The sequence below is a fragment of the Francisella halioticida genome, assembly GCF_002211785.1.
Lineage (GTDB): Bacteria > Pseudomonadota > Gammaproteobacteria > Francisellales > Francisellaceae > Francisella > Francisella halioticida.
In genome coordinates, this window is the sequence record NZ_CP022132.1 from 441,636 (window position 1) to 460,178 (window position 18,543).

The following is an 18,543-nucleotide window of genomic DNA, read 5'->3' on the forward strand; positions in this document are numbered from 1 at the left end:
GAAATTTTAACAACAATTTTGAGAATTTAGTTCCTAAAGTAGCTAAACTATAAATGAGCAATTTAGGATAAATGTAAATGAGTAATAAGAGAAAAATATATACCGTTGAATTTAAGACTAAAGTTGTCTTGGAAGTATTGGGGAAAGATCAAACAATCACACAGTTATCAGTAAAATATAATATTACGCCCAAAAACATAAATAATTGAAAAACAGCCTTTTTAGAAAATGCTGAGTTGGCAATGGATCCATCCAAATCAGTATCACAATATAAAAAAGACAATGCAAAGCTTCAAACCAAGATAGATCAGTATTCTAAGAAGGTTGGACAACTAACAATTGAGAAGGAATTTCTTGAGGGAAAGCTCGTAAGCTTGGGATTATCTGATAGAAAAGCGATGATTGATCCTAAGCATAAATTATCTGTTGTAAAACAAAGTTTCTTATTAGAAGTTTCTAGAGCTGGTTTATATTACAAGCCTGTGGTTAACGAACATAAAGAAGAAGTAAAAGCAAAGCTTATACAGATACATGAGGAGATTCCCTGCTACGGCTATATAAAAGCTCATAAGCAATTAATAGAAGATGGGTTTAGCATCTGTGAGAACACAGTACAAAAGTATCGTAAAGAGTTAGGCATCAAAGCTATATTAGCGGTGAAAAAACCAAACTTAAACTTATCTGAACCTAACAAAGAGCATGCTATTTATAGTTACAAACTAAAAGGTTTAAGCATATTGAGACCTAATCAAGTTTGGTCTACAGATATTACATATATTAAGACTGATGCTGGCACAGTTTATATGGCAGATATTATTGATTGGTACTCTAAGGCTGTACTAAGTTGGGAGATATCCAACACTATGGATAGTAGTTTAGTTATGAAAGTTTTAAATGAAGCTCTGTATAAATATGGAGTACCAGAAATATTTAACACTGATCAAGGTAGCCAGTACACATCTAACATTCATATCCAAACATTATTAGATAAAAAAATTACTATATCTATGGATGGTAAAGGTAGAGCAACTGATAACATTTGCATCGAAAGATTTTGGAGAAGTGCTAAATGTGAGAGATTTTATTTAAATCAATATCCTGGCATTGTTGAACTAAGAAACGATGTGGATGATTATATAGATTTTTATAATAATAGAAGATTTCATGAGTCTATCAATTATAAAAAACCTATGGAATTTTATTACGATAACTTATTGGAAAAACGGGCGGCTTAGATGGGAACTAAATAATTGAAAATATTGTTTAATTTATTGGGGTAGTATAATTCTGTTAAATCTAAAAAATATTTTTGATCAGTTATTGGTTTTGATGTTAGGATTCTGTTGTAGAACTTCCTAACAACAAATACAAAAGAGCCTTTTGAACAAACTTTCTATTTAAACTTTGTTGAAAAATAACTGAACATTTATCATCTGGAAGATCTTCACTTACTTCTTTGCCTCTTTCCATTGGCATACAATGCATAAAGATAGCGCTATCATTTGCATATGACATTAGTTCTTTATTTACCTGAAAACCTACAAAAGCATCTTCCGCAGTTGGCTCAAAACCCATGCTGCACCAAACATCTGTATATATGGCATCACATCCTTTGACAGCTTCTTTGGGATCATCAAAATCCTTAACAATATTCAGATCTTGTAGTTGATCTAAAATCCTCTGGTCTGGCTTATGACCTCTAGGGCAAGCATAATGTACCTGTAGATTAATAGTATTAGCTAATAATAACAAGCTATATAGAATATTATTAGAATCTCCTAAATAGGCTATTTTAAGAGAGTTTAAACTACCAAAAACTTCTTTTAAAGTTAGTATATCTGCTAGTGTTTGGCAAGGATGATACAAATCTGTTAAAGCATTTATTATAGGGACTTTAGAGTAGGAAACCATTTCTTTAACATTACTATCAGAGAAAGTTCTAATAACAACAGCAGAACAATAGTTTTGTATCACTCTAATAAAATCTTTGGGTTGTTCATTTTTTCTAGAAGCAGAGACACTTTCAATTAGATTACCTCCCATTTCGAGAATAGCAGCAGAAAAACTAAAACGAGTTCTAAGTGAAGGTTTATCAAAAATCAAAGCAATTATCTTATCTTTTAATGCATTATTATATTTTTGAGGATTACTTTTCATATCTTCAGTGACTAGCATGATATTTTTAAAATCATTAGTTGTTATCTCTGCCCCAGATAGTAGATGATTAAAAGATAAATTTTTCATATTCCTCCTCCAAATACGCAAGTTGTTCCTAGTTCTTCAGTATTAAATAATATTTTTTTTGTTAATATTTTTTCTTCATTGCCATTTAGTATGCTAATAGTTTTCTTTGAACAATTTAGAAAATTTTTTATTGAATCTAATTTGATACTCATTCCACCAATAGCAATTTTATTTTCAATCAATTTTGAAATATCTTTTACAGATAAGCTTTTGATTAAATTACCATTATTATCAAGTACGCCATTTTGATCTGTTATATATATAAGCTTATCGACATCACAGATGATAGCTAGTTCAGATGCAACATTATCAGCATTTACATTTACCGACTCAAACTGATCAGTTTGACAAACTGTTGCAATTATAGGTATTAAACCTTGTGGTAGGGCCTTTAGAATAACAGTAGGGTCAACATCTTTGACTAGGCCAACATAACCGTACCTTTCTTTGTCAATTAGGCTACAAGTAAGTAAATTACTATCTTCACCAGAGATGCTAATACCATCTAGATTGATACTGCTAAACAACTGTGAGAGTTTTTTATTAACTCTATATAAAGCCATCTGGACTATTTCCATATGATCTTTTGGGGTAACTCTTAGGCCATCTAAGAAGCTTGTTTTAACATTATGTTTTTCTAGGCATTTAGTTATAAATTTTCCACCACCATGTACTACAATAATTTCAGCACCAGCTTCTTTTAGGTTTTTTATGTCATAACATAAATTTTTCATAACGTTTTCATCTTCAAGTACTGAGCCACCTAGTTTTATTAAGATTTTTTTATTAGCTAATTCTTTCATGATAAGTACTCCGCATTTATACTTACATACTGCTGAGTCAGATCACAGCCCCATGCTACTGCTTGCTCACTTCCTTGAGAAAATTTAACATCAATAATCACGGTATCTTCTTTCATAGCATCTTTAAGTTTTGTTAAATCATCTGGAACAGGTAAGCCATTAGCAAATATTTTTTGTCCTTGCATAAAGATTTGACAACTTTTTAGAGTTTTTTCATCTAAATCAACTTCGCCAATTTTTGCTAAAACTCTTCCCCAATTAGGAGATTCACCATATATAGCAGTTTTAACTAAAGAACTAGAAATAATTTTTTTTGCTAATTTTTTGGATAGTTCTATATCATTTAGTCCTGTAACTTTTGCTTCGATAAGTTTAGTTGCGCCTTCACCATCACGAGCGATACTTTTGGCTAGAATTATAGATATTTCATGTAATGCATCTTTAAATATTTTTATATCTTGGTCTAATGAAATTGTTACACCACTTGTTCCATTTGCCATCATAAACACGCAATCATTGGTTGACATATCACCATCTACAGAGATCATGTTGAAGCTATTGTCACTTGATTCTCTAAGAATTTCTTGAGCCAAATAAGTATCAATTTCAGCATCTGTTAGGAAATATCCAAGCATAGTTGCCATATTGGGATTTATCATCCCAGAACCTTTACAAATCCCTGTGATAGTAATTTCTCCTGTAGATAATTGTATTTTTTTATAAACAGATTTAGGTAATAGATCTGTTGTTAGTATGGAAATAGCAAATTTATCTGCGATATTTGATACGCTATTTACTAATTTTGGTATTGCGGTTGTTATTTTGTCAATAGCCATTTGTTGGCCGATAACACCTGTAGAAGCAATTAAAACCTGTTCAGATGAGCAGTTTAGCTCTGTTGCCAAGCTATCAACTATTTGTTGATTGTGCTTATCTCCTATTTTGCCAGTGGCGGCATTAGCTTGTCCACTATTGGTGATAATTGCTTTGATATTATTTGCAGGTAATAAACCCATACAATATTTTACTGGGGCAGCTTTATATCTGTTTTTTGTAAAAACTCCTACAGCTTTACAGTTTTTTTCTGAGATTATAACTCCTAAGTCTGGACGGTAGAGCCTTACACCACAATTAATACCACTTGCTAAAAAACCTTTTGGTAACTTTGTTCTAAATAAACTCTCCATCTCTATCTCCTTTTTTATAGACCTGTGGTTATAGGAAGCCCGTAATAATTGTTTAAGTTCTCAATCGCTTGAGTAACAGCACCTTTTAATAAATTATCTATAAAAGAAAAAATTATGATTTTATTATTTTTTAGCGTAAAACCTAAATGGGTATTAGGTGTGCCAGCTACACTTTTAATTGATAAAAATGATGATACTTGTGTACTATCTGTCTTTGCTGCAATATCTATAAATTTAAATAAAGGATAGTCAGCATATTCTTTGTTATAAGCATTACTAACTAAATCTCTAATATCCTTTTCTGAAGCTTGATTATCTAAATTAAGATCTGCGTAAATACTCATAGAAATACCCGAATGAATAGGTAACATACTTGTATTGAAATAAAAATCATCTTCTTTGATATCAAACTCTGCTAAAGCTTTTAGAATTTCAGGAGTATGTTGATGTTTGCCAATCTTATATGGAAAAAAGTTATTGAGCATCTCTGAGAACATTAGATCTTGTCTAGGTTTTTTCCCTGCTCCAGAGACTCCTGATTTGGCATCTATAATAATATTGCTAGGTTTTATTAGATTATGCTTTAGTAGGGGGAGTAGTGATAATAATGCACATGTAGCATAGCATCCTGGATTTGCTATTACATTATCTTGTTCATTAAACTTAACATATGGTGATAGTCCATATTTAGCACCATGCTCAAACTCTTTTATAGAGTGAGATAGGTTATACCATGATTTTAAGAGGTCTACGTCCAATCTAAGAGCTCCACTTAGATCAATGGCTTTAACTTTTATATTTTTAGTTTGTAATTTCTCTAAGATATTAATAGAAACATCAGCAGGTGTTGCTAGAAGTAAGAAATCTACAGCAAAATTTTCTGAGTTTATGTTATCTAAGGTATATGTATATGCTTTGTCTTCTTGTGATGATATTCCTAAGCTTCCAACAAGTTCGAAGTTAGGGTGGTTATCTATTAGTTTTTTAAGAAGTTGACCAGTGTAGCCATTTACACCAGCTATACATATTTTCCGAGCCATAGTTTTATCTTATAAATTTGCCTTTGCTAATTAACTTAACATCAAAAAAATAAAAAGTGAATAATTATTTACTAAAAAAGAATAAATATTTATAATAATATAAAAATATTATTTTTTTATTCATTTGTAAGTAAGTTGTAATGTGATTAGGAGATTGGGTATGCAGACAACGATTAATACTACAGAGCAATATGGTGCGAATATAATAGTGCCTGCACCTATAACTATAGTTAAGGGAGATAATGCTTATGTATATGATGATTCAGGCAAGAGATATATAGATATGTCAACAGGAATTTCATCTGTGAATTTTGGACATAATAATCCTAAGATCCTTGAAGAATTATTCAGGCAAGCAAATAAAATCTCAATAGTTCCAAGACTTTTCCATAATAAACCGTTAGCAAAATTATTTAAAAAAGCATGTAACTTAACAAATATGGATAAAGCAATAGCTATAAATAGTGGAGCTGAGGCTATAGAGACAGCTATAAAAGTAGCTAGAAAATGGGGATATATAAAAAAACAAATTCCAGATGGTTTAGCAGAGATAATAACTTTTGACAATAGCTTTCATGGCAGAACAATAACTGCGATAGGTACATCATCTAACCCAGCCTATAAGGAGAAGTTTGGCCCTATGACGCAAGGTTTTATTTCTATACCTTTTAATGATTTAGATACTCTTCAAAAAACTATTTCAAAAAATACTGCCGCAATAATTATTGAGCCTATCCAAGGTGAGGGCGGAATTGTGATTCCTGATAGTGAATATTTATATAAATGTCAGAAAATTTGTAAAGAGAATAATGTATTGTTTATTCTAGATGAAATACAAACTGGTATGGGGCGTACTGGAAAAAACTTTGCTAAAGAATATTATAATTTAGATCCTGATGGGATGACATTAGGTAAATCTCTGGGAGGAGGGGTATTACCAATATCACTTTTTCTTGGCAAAAATGAGCTTATGGATGTATTGCATCCAGGCGATCATGGCAGTACTTTTGGAGGAAATCCATTAGCTTCTGCTATAGCATATAAGGCTCTTAGCATTTTAGATGATGAAGCTTTAGCTGAGAGAGCAGAAACTTTAGGAAGCTTATTTATAGGTGAACTAAAAAAGATAAACTCTAAATATATTCAAGAAATTAGAGCGAAAGGTTTATTTATTGCTTTGCAGATATATCCGCAATACTTTGATAGTTTTTATCAAGAGCTTTTGAACTCTGGGGTATTAGCTGTAAAAACTAGAAACAATTCTATTCGATTTTTGCCACCACTAACAATAAGTGAGCAAACTATTTTAGATGCAATACAAATAATGAAAAACTTAAGGCTTTGAAAATAAAAATCTTTCTATATTAATTTTTAATTTATTAATATTTTTAGTTGTAGAAGGAGCAACAAAAACTGTATCATCTCCAGCGACTATACCAATTATTCCAAAACTGTTTTTATTATAGTCTAAAGTTCTTGCGACTAATTGTGCGGCTCCTGGTGCTGTAACTATAACAACTACAGCTTCATTTGCATCTATTTTAATTACCAATGATGAAATATTGTCTGTCATTACTGGTGGTGTTGGTTCATTAGGTATTTTATAAACTAGAGTATTCTTCTCATTTTTTATTTTAATAGCACCTAGTTTTTTTAACATTCTATTAACTTTAGATTGACTAGCACTATAGCCTAAGAGTTCTAAAGTGTCACATATTTCATTCTGTGAAGAAAATTCTTTGCTAAGAATTAGCTGTCTCAAATCATTAAAAATATCAGACTTGTCCATAATGCCTTCCTTAATAGATAAATTGTCTATTTCTATACTAACCCAATACCTTCTTGTAATTTTATACTTATATAGCCATTTTTGAGGTTTTTCTTTAGTTTTTTAGCCAACTAGTTATAAGTGAATTTATCAAATTTTAATAATTATTAAAAAATCAAAGTTTATTATAAACTTTTCAGCCAAATATACCTACATTTTAGGATCAAATATATCTGATTATTGATAGGCGAGGATCCTATTTGTTAAGTTTCTCTTTGATAATTATATAAGCATCACGAAAAGATAGGCCCTGCTTAACAAGTTGATAAACCTCTTCAGTGGCGTATAAGTCTGAAGTCATTGCATGATTTAGTTTATTAGCATGAACTTTTAAATTATTTATACTTGAGTCAAATAATAAAACTGTATCCTCTATTAATTCTATAGCTTGAAAGAAGGGTGATTTTGTTAGCTGATAGTCACGATTATAGCCACTAGGCACACCATCAACGATAGAAGAGATCTGTTGTAGGTAGCCTTGATATAGTTTTGCATTACCTCTCATAATCTCAAATAAATCATAATTACGTTTCTGAGGCATGATAGACGAACCAGTTGTGTAAGAGTTGTCTAAACTAAAATAGCTAAACTCAGACATTGTAAAAAGCATCATATCATTAGCAAATCTTGAGTAAATACTCATGGAGTTTGAAAAGGCTTGTAAAATCAGTTTTTCAAAATACCCTCTAGAAAAGGCGCAATATATAGGATTTTCTTGAGTTCTATTAAAATTAAGTAGCTTAGTTGTATAGTCTTTATCATGTTTGAAGTTACTGATGCCAAATCCAGATGCTGATCCTAGGGGATTTTGATTGATAATTTTGCTTGTCGTTGATATCAAAAGTAGAGCATCAGCTAGTGCATCAGCAAAAGATCCTAACCATACAGAAACTGTAGTAGGCATGGCTTTTTGCATATGTGTATAGCCAGGCATTGGAGTATTTGTATGTTTGCTAGCCTTAGTTTGTAAAGTGCAGATATTTTCTTGTATAGTTTTTTCTAGATGCTGAAGTTTATCTTTCATAAAAAGGCGTAGCATTACTAAAGATTGATCATTTCTGCTTCTACCAGTATGTATTTTTTTACCAACATCACCATAGTTTTTGCAAAGATATTGTTCAATTGCTGTGTGCCCATCTTCTTGATTTTGAGTTATTTCAAATTGACCTTTAGTTGCAAATTCTTTTATTTCATGCAAGCCTTTTGTTAGAAGAAAAAGCTCATCTCTGGTAATAACATTCATTTTAAGCAGCATTTTTGCATGAGCTAAGCTTGCTTGGATATCATATTTAAGTAACTTTTGATCAAGTATATAATCTTGCCCTACAGTATATTTTTCTACCATAGGTAAGAGTTTATCTATTTCTGTTTGCCAAAGTTTTCTACTCATATACCTACTTCTTATTTTTCATTATTGAATATGCTGTACGTTGAGCTAAACTATGTAGCTCTATAAACCCAGCTGAAGCATTATGGTTAAATAAATCTCCGCTAGCTTCAAAAGTTGCTAATTCAGGTTTAAGCATAGAAAAAGGGGATTCTACAGCCACTATTTCTATATTACCTTTATATAAAGATACAGTTACTTTTCCTGTTACTTTTTTGTTTTGCTCTTCTATAAATGCAAAAATATTATTCATAACGGGATTATACCATTCAGCTGCATAAGTAAGATAAGCCCATTTATTATCCATAAATGATTTTAGCTCATTTTCTTGACGTGTAGAAACAAGTTGTTCTAGTTTTTTATGTGCAGATATTATAATGCTTGCACCAGGATTTTCATAAATACCTCTTACTTTTAGGCCAATTAGTCTGTCTTCAATAAGATTAAATACTCCAGCACCATGCTCACCACCAATTTTATTACATTGCATTATTAATTTAGCCAAAGATATGGATTCATCATTTAGTTTGACTGGTATGCCTTCAACAAAATCTAAGATTATATTTTGAGGTTCATCTAAAGCATTTTCTGGGGTCTTACACCATTGTAGAATATCCTTTTTAGGAGCAATAATGTCAGAATGTTCTATCTCACCACCTTCTGCAGTATTTCCCCACATGTTTTCATCATAAGAGTAGGGCTTACTTTTTTGTTGCTTAACTGGAATACTGTGTTTCTCAGCATATTCTAGTTCTTGTTCTCTTCCCATTCCCCATTCTCTAACAGGGGCAATAGTTTTTATGTTCTCATCTAGAGTTGTTAGGTAGCTTTCGAAACGGACTTGATCATTACCTTTTCCTGTACAGCCATGAGCAACAACTTGGCAGTTATATTTTTTAGCCACTTCAATGGCTATTTCTGAAATAATAACTCTACCTAAAGGAGTCGAAAGGGCATAACCATCTTGGTAATCAGCATTTGCTTTGATCGCTTTGCTTATAATCTCATCTGCAAAACGAGCTTTTGCATCATAGATAACAGCATCTGTAGCACCTAGGTTAATAGCTTTTTGCTTTATTTGATCCAGGTTATCAGCCACTTGCCCAATATCTATAGTTAAAGCAATTACTTCAACCTCGTACTCTTCTTGAATCCATTTGAGCATTACAGAAGTATCTAAGCCCCCAGAATAAAGTAAAAGACAGCGTTTGAAATTTCCTTTTTTTGCTTCATGGCTTGCAACTTTTTGATATTTCTCAGACATGGATACCTCTTTATTCTGAATTTTTATTCATTTTATCAGAAAAAAATCCAATATAAAACATTTTATTGTTAACCATTTTATTGATCTTAGTTTAATGGTTTTCATAACAATATAGTTGTAATTCGATATATCTTATTGTAAATAATTATTCATGTTTTGCAGTGATGCATTGAATATTTTATTAGGATGAAAGGAGATATGATTTTTTACAGATTTTAAACAGTGAAATATAGCACTGTAATCAAATATCAATTGTAACCAATATAGACAGCAATAATTATCATAATTGAGCTTAGAGTCATAAGGTACAGGTAAAATTTAAAAATAAATTTTACCCATAATCCATAAGGTATTCTTGCAGCTCCTAAAACAGCCATCAAGGTTGCAGATGTTGGCATTAAACAATGCGTCCAGCCATCACCAAGCTGGAATGCTAAAACAGCAATCTGTCTGCTTAGCCCAGTTAAATCAGCCAAGGGTGACATAATAGGCATCGTTAGTGCAGCTTGGCCAGATCCAGATGTTACAAAAAAGTTAAAAATTGACTGAAAGAAAAACATCCCTAGCGCAGAAACATACTTATTAGTACCAGATATTGCCTCTGAAGCATAATGAAGAATTGAGTTTAACATAGTAATGCTCGGGGTTTGAGCTACCCATCAGATAGATTAAACCGTAAGCAAAACCGATGATTATACAAACAGGTAGTAATGCTTTTGCTCCATCTTTAAATGCATCTAGAGCAACATTTAGCGTCATACCATTTACTTTACCTATTATTGCAAAAAAACCAGCCGCAAATCCTAATATTGTAAAGAGAGTTGCGATTTCAGGTAAGTAGTAACCTAGCTCGACAACTCCATATACTAGCCATATTATAGTTACTACTAAGCTTGCTAATATTAACCAAGAGTAAATACACATTTTTTGTGTTTGCTCAAGGGAGTGTTCATCAGAGTTCCTATATAAATTATCGTATTCATACATTAAAGACCTATTGGGATTTTTTTGTATTCGTAGAGCATGTATTACAGCAAAAATAGTTATTGAGGATGTAAATATTAGCTACATGATTATTCTAAATAAACTTCCAGATAGTATTGGAATCTGAGCAATTCCCTGAGCAATACTTACAGAAAATGGATTCATCCAGGATGTTGCAAAGCCTATTTGAGTGGCTAAATATATTACAACTACACATGTTAGAGCATCAAAACCAATAAGTACAAAAATAGGAACTAGTAGCATAATAAAAGGTATGGTTTCTTCACCCATACAAAATACTGCCCCACCTAATGAAAAAATAAAACATAAAGCAGGTAGTAAGACAACTTTATTATTTTGGAATCTATTTACTACGCGTAATATTGATTGATCGATTACTTTTGTTCTAAGTAATATACCAAATGAGCCTCCTATTATTAATAAAAAAGCTATTATGGCGACAGCACCTCCATTTTTAGAGCCTGATGTCATGCCGGCATAAACAAAATTAGTGAAGCCTCTTTGATTAGAATCGCCTTTTGCAAATATTTTTACAGGGTTAGCCTCAGGAGCATTTTGGGAATTTAATTTGAATTTAAAACTATCTGCAATAAGTACACTTCTTGAGTATGTTTGCCCATCAGAAGTATATTGGACTTTTTTGATATTAAATTTGCCTACTGGTATAAAGTGGCTTGCAATAGTAACAAGTATTGCAATACAAAATAAAATTACTAACGTGTCAGGTATTTGGATTTTTTTTGATATTCTTCATAGGTAAAAAAATTATTAACTTTCTATCTAGATTATCAGTATTTATAAAGAAAGTGCATATTGAATAAAGCAATGTTAAGAAAATTTAAAAACATTAATATAAAAAACGTATTAATATGGTAATTGCAATAATATTAAATTATGAATATTGTAGTAAAAAATGATAAATTCAAGTTTTTTTGTAAAAAAAAGCAAATATTAAATCTATATTAAATTTTCCTTGAAGAAGTTTTACTATGATTCTTTAGTTTTCATTAAAATTAGAAAAATTGTTTTCAAGGTTTTCTAAAATAGCCATATTTTGTCATATTTTTATTTCTGACCTTATTGATATAGTATGAAAGTGCAGGTATTTATTATCTGGGTTTTTAAAATAATATGGTAAGGAGTTATCAATGAGACTTAAAAAAATGACAATCTTAACAGGATTAGCTTTGTTAGCTATTTCTCAAGCGTATTAGCATGCATATGTTGATGCACCAAAAGGGCGTCCTCTTCTGTGTAAAGAACGTGTAAATCAGGGGTGTGGAAATATATCTTTATATGAACCTCAGTCATTTGAAGTTGCCGATGGCAGTTTTGAAAATGGCTCGATGGGAAATCAAGTTGGGGGTGCTGGGCTTAGTGCATCTCTATCTGAACAGACAGCAAGTAGATGGGCTAAAACAGTTGTTAAATCAGGACCTACAACTTTTAGATGGCATTTCACAGCACAGCATTGGACAATTTCACCAGCATCATTTAGATTTTGGATAACAAAACCTGACTGGAATCCAAATATGTCACTAAGTAGAAGTGATTTTGAAGCACAACCGCTAATCCAATACCTAATTTTACAAATAGCATGCCTGGTGATTCAAATAGTAAGTTTACAATTACTTGTGATTTGCCTGATAGATCAGGATATCAAGTTATTGCCGCAGAGTGGAATGTTGGTGATACTGCCGCTAGCTTCCTTAATGTTGTAGATGTTGATTTTACTGATGAATATTCTGTTGGCACAATTGTGTTACCAAGTGGTGATACTGATAATGGAGGTGGCATAGGAGGGTTACAAGAATATAATCCAAATATGAGTTATCCAAATAGAGGAACAGAAGTCATTTATGAAGGTAAGGTTTATGCAAGTAAATGGTGGGTTAATCCAGGACAAATTCCAGGAGCTGAGCAATGGGGACCATGGGAGTATATTAGAGATTATGAGCAAACAAATCCATCTGATCGTTTTCCAGTTGAAATGAACACTTTCACAATTAATAATGAAGATGTTCGTCAAGGAGATAGAGTAATTTTACAAGTATCTAACGATGGAGTAATGAAAGAGTATGATCTTGTAACGGTTCCTCAAGGTATGTCTGCAAATGATTTGATTAAAGAAATGACTGCTAAAATTAATCAGATTAGTTCTCAAGAGCTTAATGATAGTATTATTGCGGGAGTTAAAGATAATAATGGTGATGTTTTACCAAATGATGAGCTTGTTAGTATTTATCAGGTTGCAGCTAAGCCATATAGTGATATCAGCTTTCAATATTATCAAGGAGCACATCACCTTAAAAATGAGCTTCATTTAATGGATTTTGAAGATCAATATGATCTAAATTCAGATGGCTCAGTTAATATAACAGCGAAAATTATGTCTCATGCTTCTGATACAACAAATGTATTTGTAACATTACAAGATAGTAGTGGTAAAGCAGTCAATGATAAAAGGGATATACAAATAGATTCTATGCAAACCTATAATTTATCATTGACTGCTCATAATTTGCAACCAGGTGAGTATGATCTTATTATTGGAAGTGTTCTTCAAGGAGCTCAAACGTGGCAGAAAGATATGAAGATTAACCTTGTTGATCCATCTGCTGATGATATAGTTAACTTAGATAAGGTTACTGTTAATATGGTATCAAACACACCTTACTATGTGGTTGGATCTAATGATTCAGTAAGACCTAAATATGCTCCTACAGAGCTATCTCCGTTGGGTATGCATCCTGATAAGCAGGTAACTATCTTACCTTGGAATAAGGCTACTGCAGCATATGGAAATAATAAAGCAGACTATGTTAAATGTTCTCTTCCAAGTGGTAGTCCAGTATCTGTAACATATCAGGTCAGCGGCAATTTAAATAGTGTTACATGTAAAATCAAATAAGCTTAAAATAATTTTTCTTCTAAAAAAATCTTACCAAATTCTATTTTAAATATAATCAAGTTATAACTTATCTTTTTATCTTAGGTTAGTTATAAATTATTTCAGACTAGCTTAAATTAAATATTAACCTAATAATAAGGCTATTTTCAAATAGCAACGCCTTAGGAAAAATGTTATTATTGTGTTCCATGATTTTCTATATTCTCATGTGTTCTAATGAATTTAAATACTAAAATTATTTTTGTTACTGGTGGAGTTGTATCCTCACTTGGTAAAGGCGTTACAGCAGCGTCTTTGGCAACTCTCTTAGAGAGCCGTGGTTTAAATGTTACAATGATGAAACTTGACCCATATATCAATGTTGATCCTGGTACTATGAGCCCACTTCAGCATGGTGAAGTGTTTGTTACTGAAGATGGTGCTGAAACGGATCTAGATCTTGGTCATTATGAGCGTTTTATCCGTAATAAGATGACTCAAGCAAACAATTTCACAACAGGTAAAGTTTACCAGAGTGTTTTAAAAAGAGAGCGTAAAGGTGATTATCTTGGTGCAACTATTCAGGTTATTCCACATATTACAGATGAAATTAAAAGACGTGTTTGTATGGGTATTGCTGATGATGTTGATGTGGCTATCGTTGAGATTGGTGGTACAGTAGGAGATATTGAATCACAGCCATTTTTAGAAGCAATTAGACAGTTGAGAATTGAGCTTGGTAGGAATAGAACTTTGTTTGTTCATTTGACGCTCCTACCATATATAAGAGTAGCAGGAGAGTTAAAAACTAAGCCAACACAGCACTCTGTAAAAGAGCTAAGAGGTATTGGTATACAGGCAGATGTCTTGGTTTGTAGATGTGAACAAAAATTTGATGAAAATGAAAAGCGTAAAATAGCTCTTTTTACAAACGTTGATCAAGACTGTATTTTTACAGCAGAAGATGTTGAGACTATTTATGAAGTGCCACTTAAATACAAGCAACAGAAATTTGATTCTAAATTAGTAGAGCTTTTAAATTTAAATACTAATGAAGCTGACCTATCAGAGTGGCAAAGCGTTGTGAATACTATTAGAGATGTTAAAGGTCAAGTAATTATTGCTATGGTTGGTAAATATGTATCTTTAACTGAGGCATATAAGTCTTTAAATGAAGCGCTATATAATGCAGGCTACAAAAAGAGTGTTAAAGTAAAGATTAAGTTTGTTGATTCTGAAAACATTACAGATGAAAATGTTTCCTCATATTTTGAAGGTGTTGATGCGATATTGGTACCAGGTGGGTTTGGTAGTCGAGGAGCAGAGGGTAAAATAACTTCAATCAAATATGCTAGAGAAAAAAATATTCCTTTTTTAGGCATTTGTCTAGGGATGCAGTTGGCAGTTGTTGAGTATGCAAGAAATATGCTTGGATTAAAAGATGCTCACTCAAGTGAACTAGATCATGTTACAACAAATCCAGTTATAGGTTTAATTACTGAGTGGCAAGCTAAAGATGGAACTATTCATCAAAGAACGCATAATTCAGATCTAGGTGGAACAATGCGCTTAGGTAGTTATAAATGTGTTTTAAAAGAAGGGTCTCGTGCCAGAGAGATATACCAATCTGATGAGGTTATCGAAAGACATCGTCATAGATATGAAGTAAATAATAATTATGTTGAAAAGCTTGAGCAGGCTGGATTAATTTTCTCTGGAAGATCGGAAGATAATAATCTAATGGAACTTGTAGAAATACCCAAACACAAATGGTTTATAGCGTGTCAAGCCCATCCAGAATTTACTTCCACACCTAGATATGGTCATAAATTATTTGAGTCATATGTACAAGCAGCTATCGAAAATTCTAATAATTAGCTACGAGTTTTGATATTTCATGAATAAAAGTGCTATAATTTGATTTAATTAACTATTGGAGAATACTAAATGAGTAAACAAAAAACTTTGTCTATAATTAAACCAGATGCTGTTGCGAAAAATGTAATAGGAGAAATTTACAGTCGTTTTGAAAAAGCAGGGTTAAAAATAGTAGCATCTAAAATGAAACGACTATCTAAAGCAGAAGCTGAAGGCTTCTATGCTGTACATAAAGATAGACCTTTTTTTAGTGCATTGGTTGAGTTTATGATTTCAGGTTCAGTAATGATTCAGGTTTTAGAGGGTGAAAATGCTATAGCTAAAAACCGCGAGCTAATGGGAGCAACTAATCCTAAAGAAGCAGATGCTGGTACAATTAGAGCTGATTTTGCAGATAGTATTGATGCTAATGCAGTTCATGGTTCAGATGCAGAAGATACAGCAGCTCAAGAAATTAGATATTTCTTTAGTGATATAGAAATTTTTAGCTAAGAATCACATCTAGTCTTAGTTTTTAGGAGGAGATAAAAGAATGAGTTGGTTAACAAGAGTAATAAGTAGAAGTTTAGGTACAAATGCTCAGAAGAAAGATATGCCTTCAGGTATATGGAGCCAATGTCCAAGTTGTCAAGTAACTTTATATTCAGAAGAGTTGCAAAATAACAAATCAGTTTGTCCACATTGTAACTATCACTATAGAATATCAGCAAGACATAGATTAAATATTTTCTTTGATAGAGATAGTACAACTGAACATTTCGCAAACATAGCGCCTATTGATATACTTAAGTTTAAAGATACAAAAGCTTATAAAGATAGATTAGCTCAAGCCCAAAAGAAAACAGAAGAGCAAGATGCCTTGGTTGTTATGGATGGAACTGTAAAAGATCTTCCTATAGTTGCCGCAGCATTTAACTTTATGTTTCTCGGTGGTTCTATGGGCTCTGTAGTTGGTGAGAAATTTGTTAGAGGCGTTAAGCTAGCTATGGAGAAAAAGATACCATTCATTTGCTTTACGGCAAGTGGAGGAGCTAGAATGCAAGAATCTTTGTTTTCACTTATGCAAATGTCAAAAACAAGTGCAGCACTACAAAAGCTAGCAGAAGCTAAGCTTCCGTATTTAGTTATTCTAACAGATCCTACTACAGGTGGGGTTTCTGCGTCTTTAGCAATGTTGGGGGATGTTCATCTTGCTGAGCCAAAAGCATTAATTGGTTTTGCAGGACCAAGAGTTATTGAGCAAACTGTTAGAGAGAAGCTACCTGAAGGATTCCAGAGGAGTGAGTTTTTAGTAGAAAAAGGTATGGTTGATATGATTGTGGATCGTAGGAACTTAAGAAGTGAAGTTTCTAAGTTAATAGATAAGCTAATGCCAAATCTTACGAAAATAAATCATTCTCAAGCTTTAGAATATAAAGCAGAAGAACAAGCTTAGCTTATTAAAAAATGAGTGTCGAAGTAAAGATAGCTAAAATCATGGCTAATAGCGATGCTCTTGCATGTAACTCTCAAGACTTATTATTTATATTAGACAGATTTAACTTTAATAAAAAATTTAAAATTATAACTATTGCTGGTACTAATGGTAAAGGTACTACGGTGGCAATGCTAGAAGAGTTATTAACAACTAATAATAAAACTGTCCTAAGTTATACATCCCCTCATATATTTAAATTTAATGAGAGAATTTCTCTAAACAAGAAATCTATTTGTGATAGTGTCTTATTAGAGTTGCTAGAGCGTCTAGAAGAAATAACTTTTGATTATAGGCTATCTTACTATCAGATAGCATTTTTATGTGTGTGTATGTATTCTCAAAGAATAGAGATAGATTATTTAATATTAGAAGCCGGTATTGGTGGACGTCTTGATGCAGTTAATATAATGGATCCGGATATAACAGCTATAACAAATATTGATTTTGATCATTGTGAGATTCTTGGAGATACTTTAGAAAAAATAGGTCTTGAGAAAGTTGCTATATCAAGAAAAGCTATCCCGTTATTTTTAGGTTTTAAGATGCCAAACAGCGTCTATGAATATGCAGAAGCCGCAGAAGCTATAATTTATAATGATAAATATGAGTATAGTTCTAAAGAGTGTTTCACACATAGTTATAATATTGCTATGGGAATTGCTGAATATCTTTTTAATAAGATGCAGATTAGTTATATTCCAAAATTAGACGATGTAAGAGCAAATGCAAGATTTAAGCTGCTTAAAAGTAATGATAGTAACAGAAGTTATGTTGTTGTTGATGTTGCGCATAATCCCGCGTCAGTAAGCCATTTATTTAGACTATTGGAAAGTAAGTTTGATTCCACAAAAATTAAATATGAAGCTATATTTGGAATTTTAGCAAGCAAAGATATATCTAGGATTTTATCTATTGCTAAAAAATATATCTATAAATGGGAGATTATTGACCTTAAGAATTTGGACTCTAGAGCCTTAAGTATATGTAAGGTTAAGCAAGAGTTTAGGCAACAACATATTTTAAAAGTTGATTATAATAAAGATTTAAGTAGTGTTTATTTATCAAAGAAGAATACTGTAACAATAGTTTTTGGGTCATTTGTTTTAGCTGGAGAATTTATAAAAAAATATGAAAAGCATAATAGTTAACAATGAAGAGCAAATGTTTGAATTTGCTAAAGACTATGCTAAAAATTTAGTACCTGGGACAGTGGTGTTTTTATATGGAGATCTTGGCGCTGGTAAGACAACTTTTGTTAAAGGTATTATCAAATCCTTAGGTTATAAAGGAAATGTTAAAAGTCCTACATATACTTTAGTTGAGGATTATCAGCTTAATAATTTTAATATTTATCATTTTGATTTATATAGATTAGCAGATCCAGAGGAGCTTGAGTGGATAGGTGCTAGAGATTATTTTAATGAAGATAGTATATGTTTTATTGAGTGGCCTGAAAGAGCAAAAGGTTTCCTACCTAAAAAAGCTTCCAAAATTTTTATAAAATATTTATCGAATGGCAGACTGGTTGAATTTTGATAAA

Annotated in this window: 17 protein-coding genes and 2 pseudogenes; 10 read left to right on the forward strand and 9 right to left on the reverse strand. The window is 31.9% G+C overall.

Annotated elements, in window-relative coordinates; genetic code table 11:
• The first annotated feature begins 77 nt into the window (after window positions 1-77).
• On the forward strand, window positions 78-209 hold the full coding sequence (locus tag CDV26_RS13475; protein ID WP_169709695.1) for a transposase: 132 nt from the start codon (window positions 78-80) through the stop codon (window positions 207-209).
• 33 nt (window positions 210-242) lie between these two features.
• On the forward strand, window positions 243-1,235 hold the full coding sequence (locus tag CDV26_RS02450; protein ID WP_088771951.1) for an IS3 family transposase: 993 nt from the start codon (window positions 243-245) through the stop codon (window positions 1,233-1,235).
• A gap of 97 nt (window positions 1,236-1,332) precedes the next feature.
• On the opposite strand, the gene argF is transcribed toward CDV26_RS02450, so the two are convergent.
• Genes argF through argC form a run of 4 tightly spaced genes read right to left on the reverse strand, consistent with a single transcriptional unit; the run spans window position 1,333 to window position 5,274 of the window.
• Window positions 1,333-2,244: an ornithine carbamoyltransferase gene (gene argF / locus CDV26_RS02455; RefSeq protein WP_088771952.1), complete on the reverse strand. Its 912-nt coding sequence runs from the start codon at window positions 2,242-2,244 to the stop codon at window positions 1,333-1,335.
• Complete coding sequence (gene argB, locus CDV26_RS02460) at window positions 2,241-3,047, reverse strand: acetylglutamate kinase (RefSeq protein ID WP_088771953.1); 807 nt, start codon at window positions 3,045-3,047, stop codon at window positions 2,241-2,243. The genes argF and argB overlap by 4 nt, the downstream gene beginning before the upstream one ends.
• Window positions 3,044-4,234: a bifunctional glutamate N-acetyltransferase/amino-acid acetyltransferase ArgJ gene (gene argJ / locus CDV26_RS02465; protein WP_088771954.1), complete on the reverse strand. Its 1,191-nt coding sequence runs from the start codon at window positions 4,232-4,234 to the stop codon at window positions 3,044-3,046. The genes argB and argJ overlap by 4 nt, the downstream gene beginning before the upstream one ends.
• A gap of 14 nt (window positions 4,235-4,248) precedes the next feature.
• Window positions 4,249-5,274 carry an N-acetyl-gamma-glutamyl-phosphate reductase gene (gene argC, locus CDV26_RS02470; RefSeq protein ID WP_088771955.1) on the reverse strand — a complete coding sequence of 342 codons (1,026 nt, stop codon included), beginning with the start codon at window positions 5,272-5,274 and terminating at the stop codon, window positions 4,249-4,251.
• Window positions 5,275-5,434: 160 nt separating this feature from the next.
• On the opposite strand from argC, the gene rocD reads away from it, so the two are divergent.
• A complete protein-coding gene (gene rocD, locus CDV26_RS02475; protein WP_088771956.1) occupies window positions 5,435-6,619 on the forward strand; it encodes an ornithine--oxo-acid transaminase in 1,185 nt (394 codons plus the stop codon).
• Here rocD and CDV26_RS02480 read toward each other — a convergent pair.
• From CDV26_RS02480 to CDV26_RS12845, 5 genes and pseudogenes are all read right to left on the reverse strand, one after another.
• On the reverse strand, window positions 6,608-7,063 hold the full coding sequence (locus CDV26_RS02480) for an arginine repressor (protein WP_088771957.1): 456 nt from the start codon (window positions 7,061-7,063) through the stop codon (window positions 6,608-6,610). The genes rocD and CDV26_RS02480 overlap by 12 nt on opposite strands.
• 235 nt (window positions 7,064-7,298) lie before the next feature.
• Window positions 7,299-8,492: an argininosuccinate lyase gene (gene argH, locus CDV26_RS02485; RefSeq protein ID WP_088771958.1), complete on the reverse strand. Its 1,194-nt coding sequence runs from the start codon at window positions 8,490-8,492 to the stop codon at window positions 7,299-7,301.
• 4 nt (window positions 8,493-8,496) lie between these two features.
• Window positions 8,497-9,753: an argininosuccinate synthase gene (locus tag CDV26_RS02490; RefSeq protein ID WP_088771959.1), complete on the reverse strand. Its 1,257-nt coding sequence runs from the start codon at window positions 9,751-9,753 to the stop codon at window positions 8,497-8,499.
• A gap of 248 nt (window positions 9,754-10,001) precedes the next feature.
• Window positions 10,002-10,385, reverse strand: coding sequence for a TIGR00366 family protein (locus CDV26_RS13480; RefSeq protein WP_255321868.1), 384 nt, complete (start codon window positions 10,383-10,385; stop codon window positions 10,002-10,004).
• A pseudogene (locus CDV26_RS12845) lies at window positions 10,336-11,505 on the reverse strand (transporter permease). The gene CDV26_RS13480 and the pseudogene CDV26_RS12845 overlap by 50 nt, the downstream one beginning before the upstream one ends.
• Window positions 11,506-12,008: 503 nt before the next feature.
• Here CDV26_RS12845 and CDV26_RS13485 point away from each other — a divergent pair.
• The 7 genes and pseudogenes from CDV26_RS13485 to tsaE form a co-directional block, all read left to right on the forward strand.
• Window positions 12,009-12,272 (forward strand): annotated as a pseudogene (locus CDV26_RS13485) (lytic polysaccharide monooxygenase); the annotation flags it as partial.
• Window positions 12,273-12,355: 83 nt separating this feature from the next.
• Entirely contained in the window at window positions 12,356-13,669 is a 1,314-nt protein-coding gene (locus tag CDV26_RS02505; protein WP_276328725.1) for a lytic polysaccharide monooxygenase, read from the forward strand.
• Window positions 13,670-13,885: 216 nt separating this feature from the next.
• Window positions 13,886-15,526 carry a CTP synthase gene (locus tag CDV26_RS02510; RefSeq protein WP_088771961.1) on the forward strand — a complete coding sequence of 547 codons (1,641 nt, stop codon included), beginning with the start codon at window positions 13,886-13,888 and terminating at the stop codon, window positions 15,524-15,526.
• A 69-nt stretch (window positions 15,527-15,595) separates the two neighbouring features.
• On the forward strand, window positions 15,596-16,018 hold the full coding sequence (ndk, locus tag CDV26_RS02515) for a nucleoside-diphosphate kinase (RefSeq protein ID WP_088771962.1): 423 nt from the start codon (window positions 15,596-15,598) through the stop codon (window positions 16,016-16,018).
• A gap of 40 nt (window positions 16,019-16,058) precedes the next feature.
• Window positions 16,059-16,961 (forward strand): acetyl-CoA carboxylase, carboxyltransferase subunit beta, encoded by a 903-nt coding sequence (gene accD / locus CDV26_RS02520; protein WP_088771963.1) that lies wholly within the window; start codon window positions 16,059-16,061, stop codon window positions 16,959-16,961.
• An 11-nt stretch (window positions 16,962-16,972) separates the two neighbouring features.
• Window positions 16,973-18,151 carry a folylpolyglutamate synthase/dihydrofolate synthase family protein gene (locus CDV26_RS02525; RefSeq protein ID WP_088771964.1) on the forward strand — a complete coding sequence of 393 codons (1,179 nt, stop codon included), beginning with the start codon at window positions 16,973-16,975 and terminating at the stop codon, window positions 18,149-18,151.
• Window positions 18,132-18,539 (forward strand): tRNA (adenosine(37)-N6)-threonylcarbamoyltransferase complex ATPase subunit type 1 TsaE, encoded by a 408-nt coding sequence (gene tsaE / locus CDV26_RS02530; protein WP_088771965.1) that lies wholly within the window; start codon window positions 18,132-18,134, stop codon window positions 18,537-18,539. The genes CDV26_RS02525 and tsaE overlap by 20 nt, the downstream gene beginning before the upstream one ends.
• Window positions 18,540-18,543 lie beyond the last annotated feature (4 nt).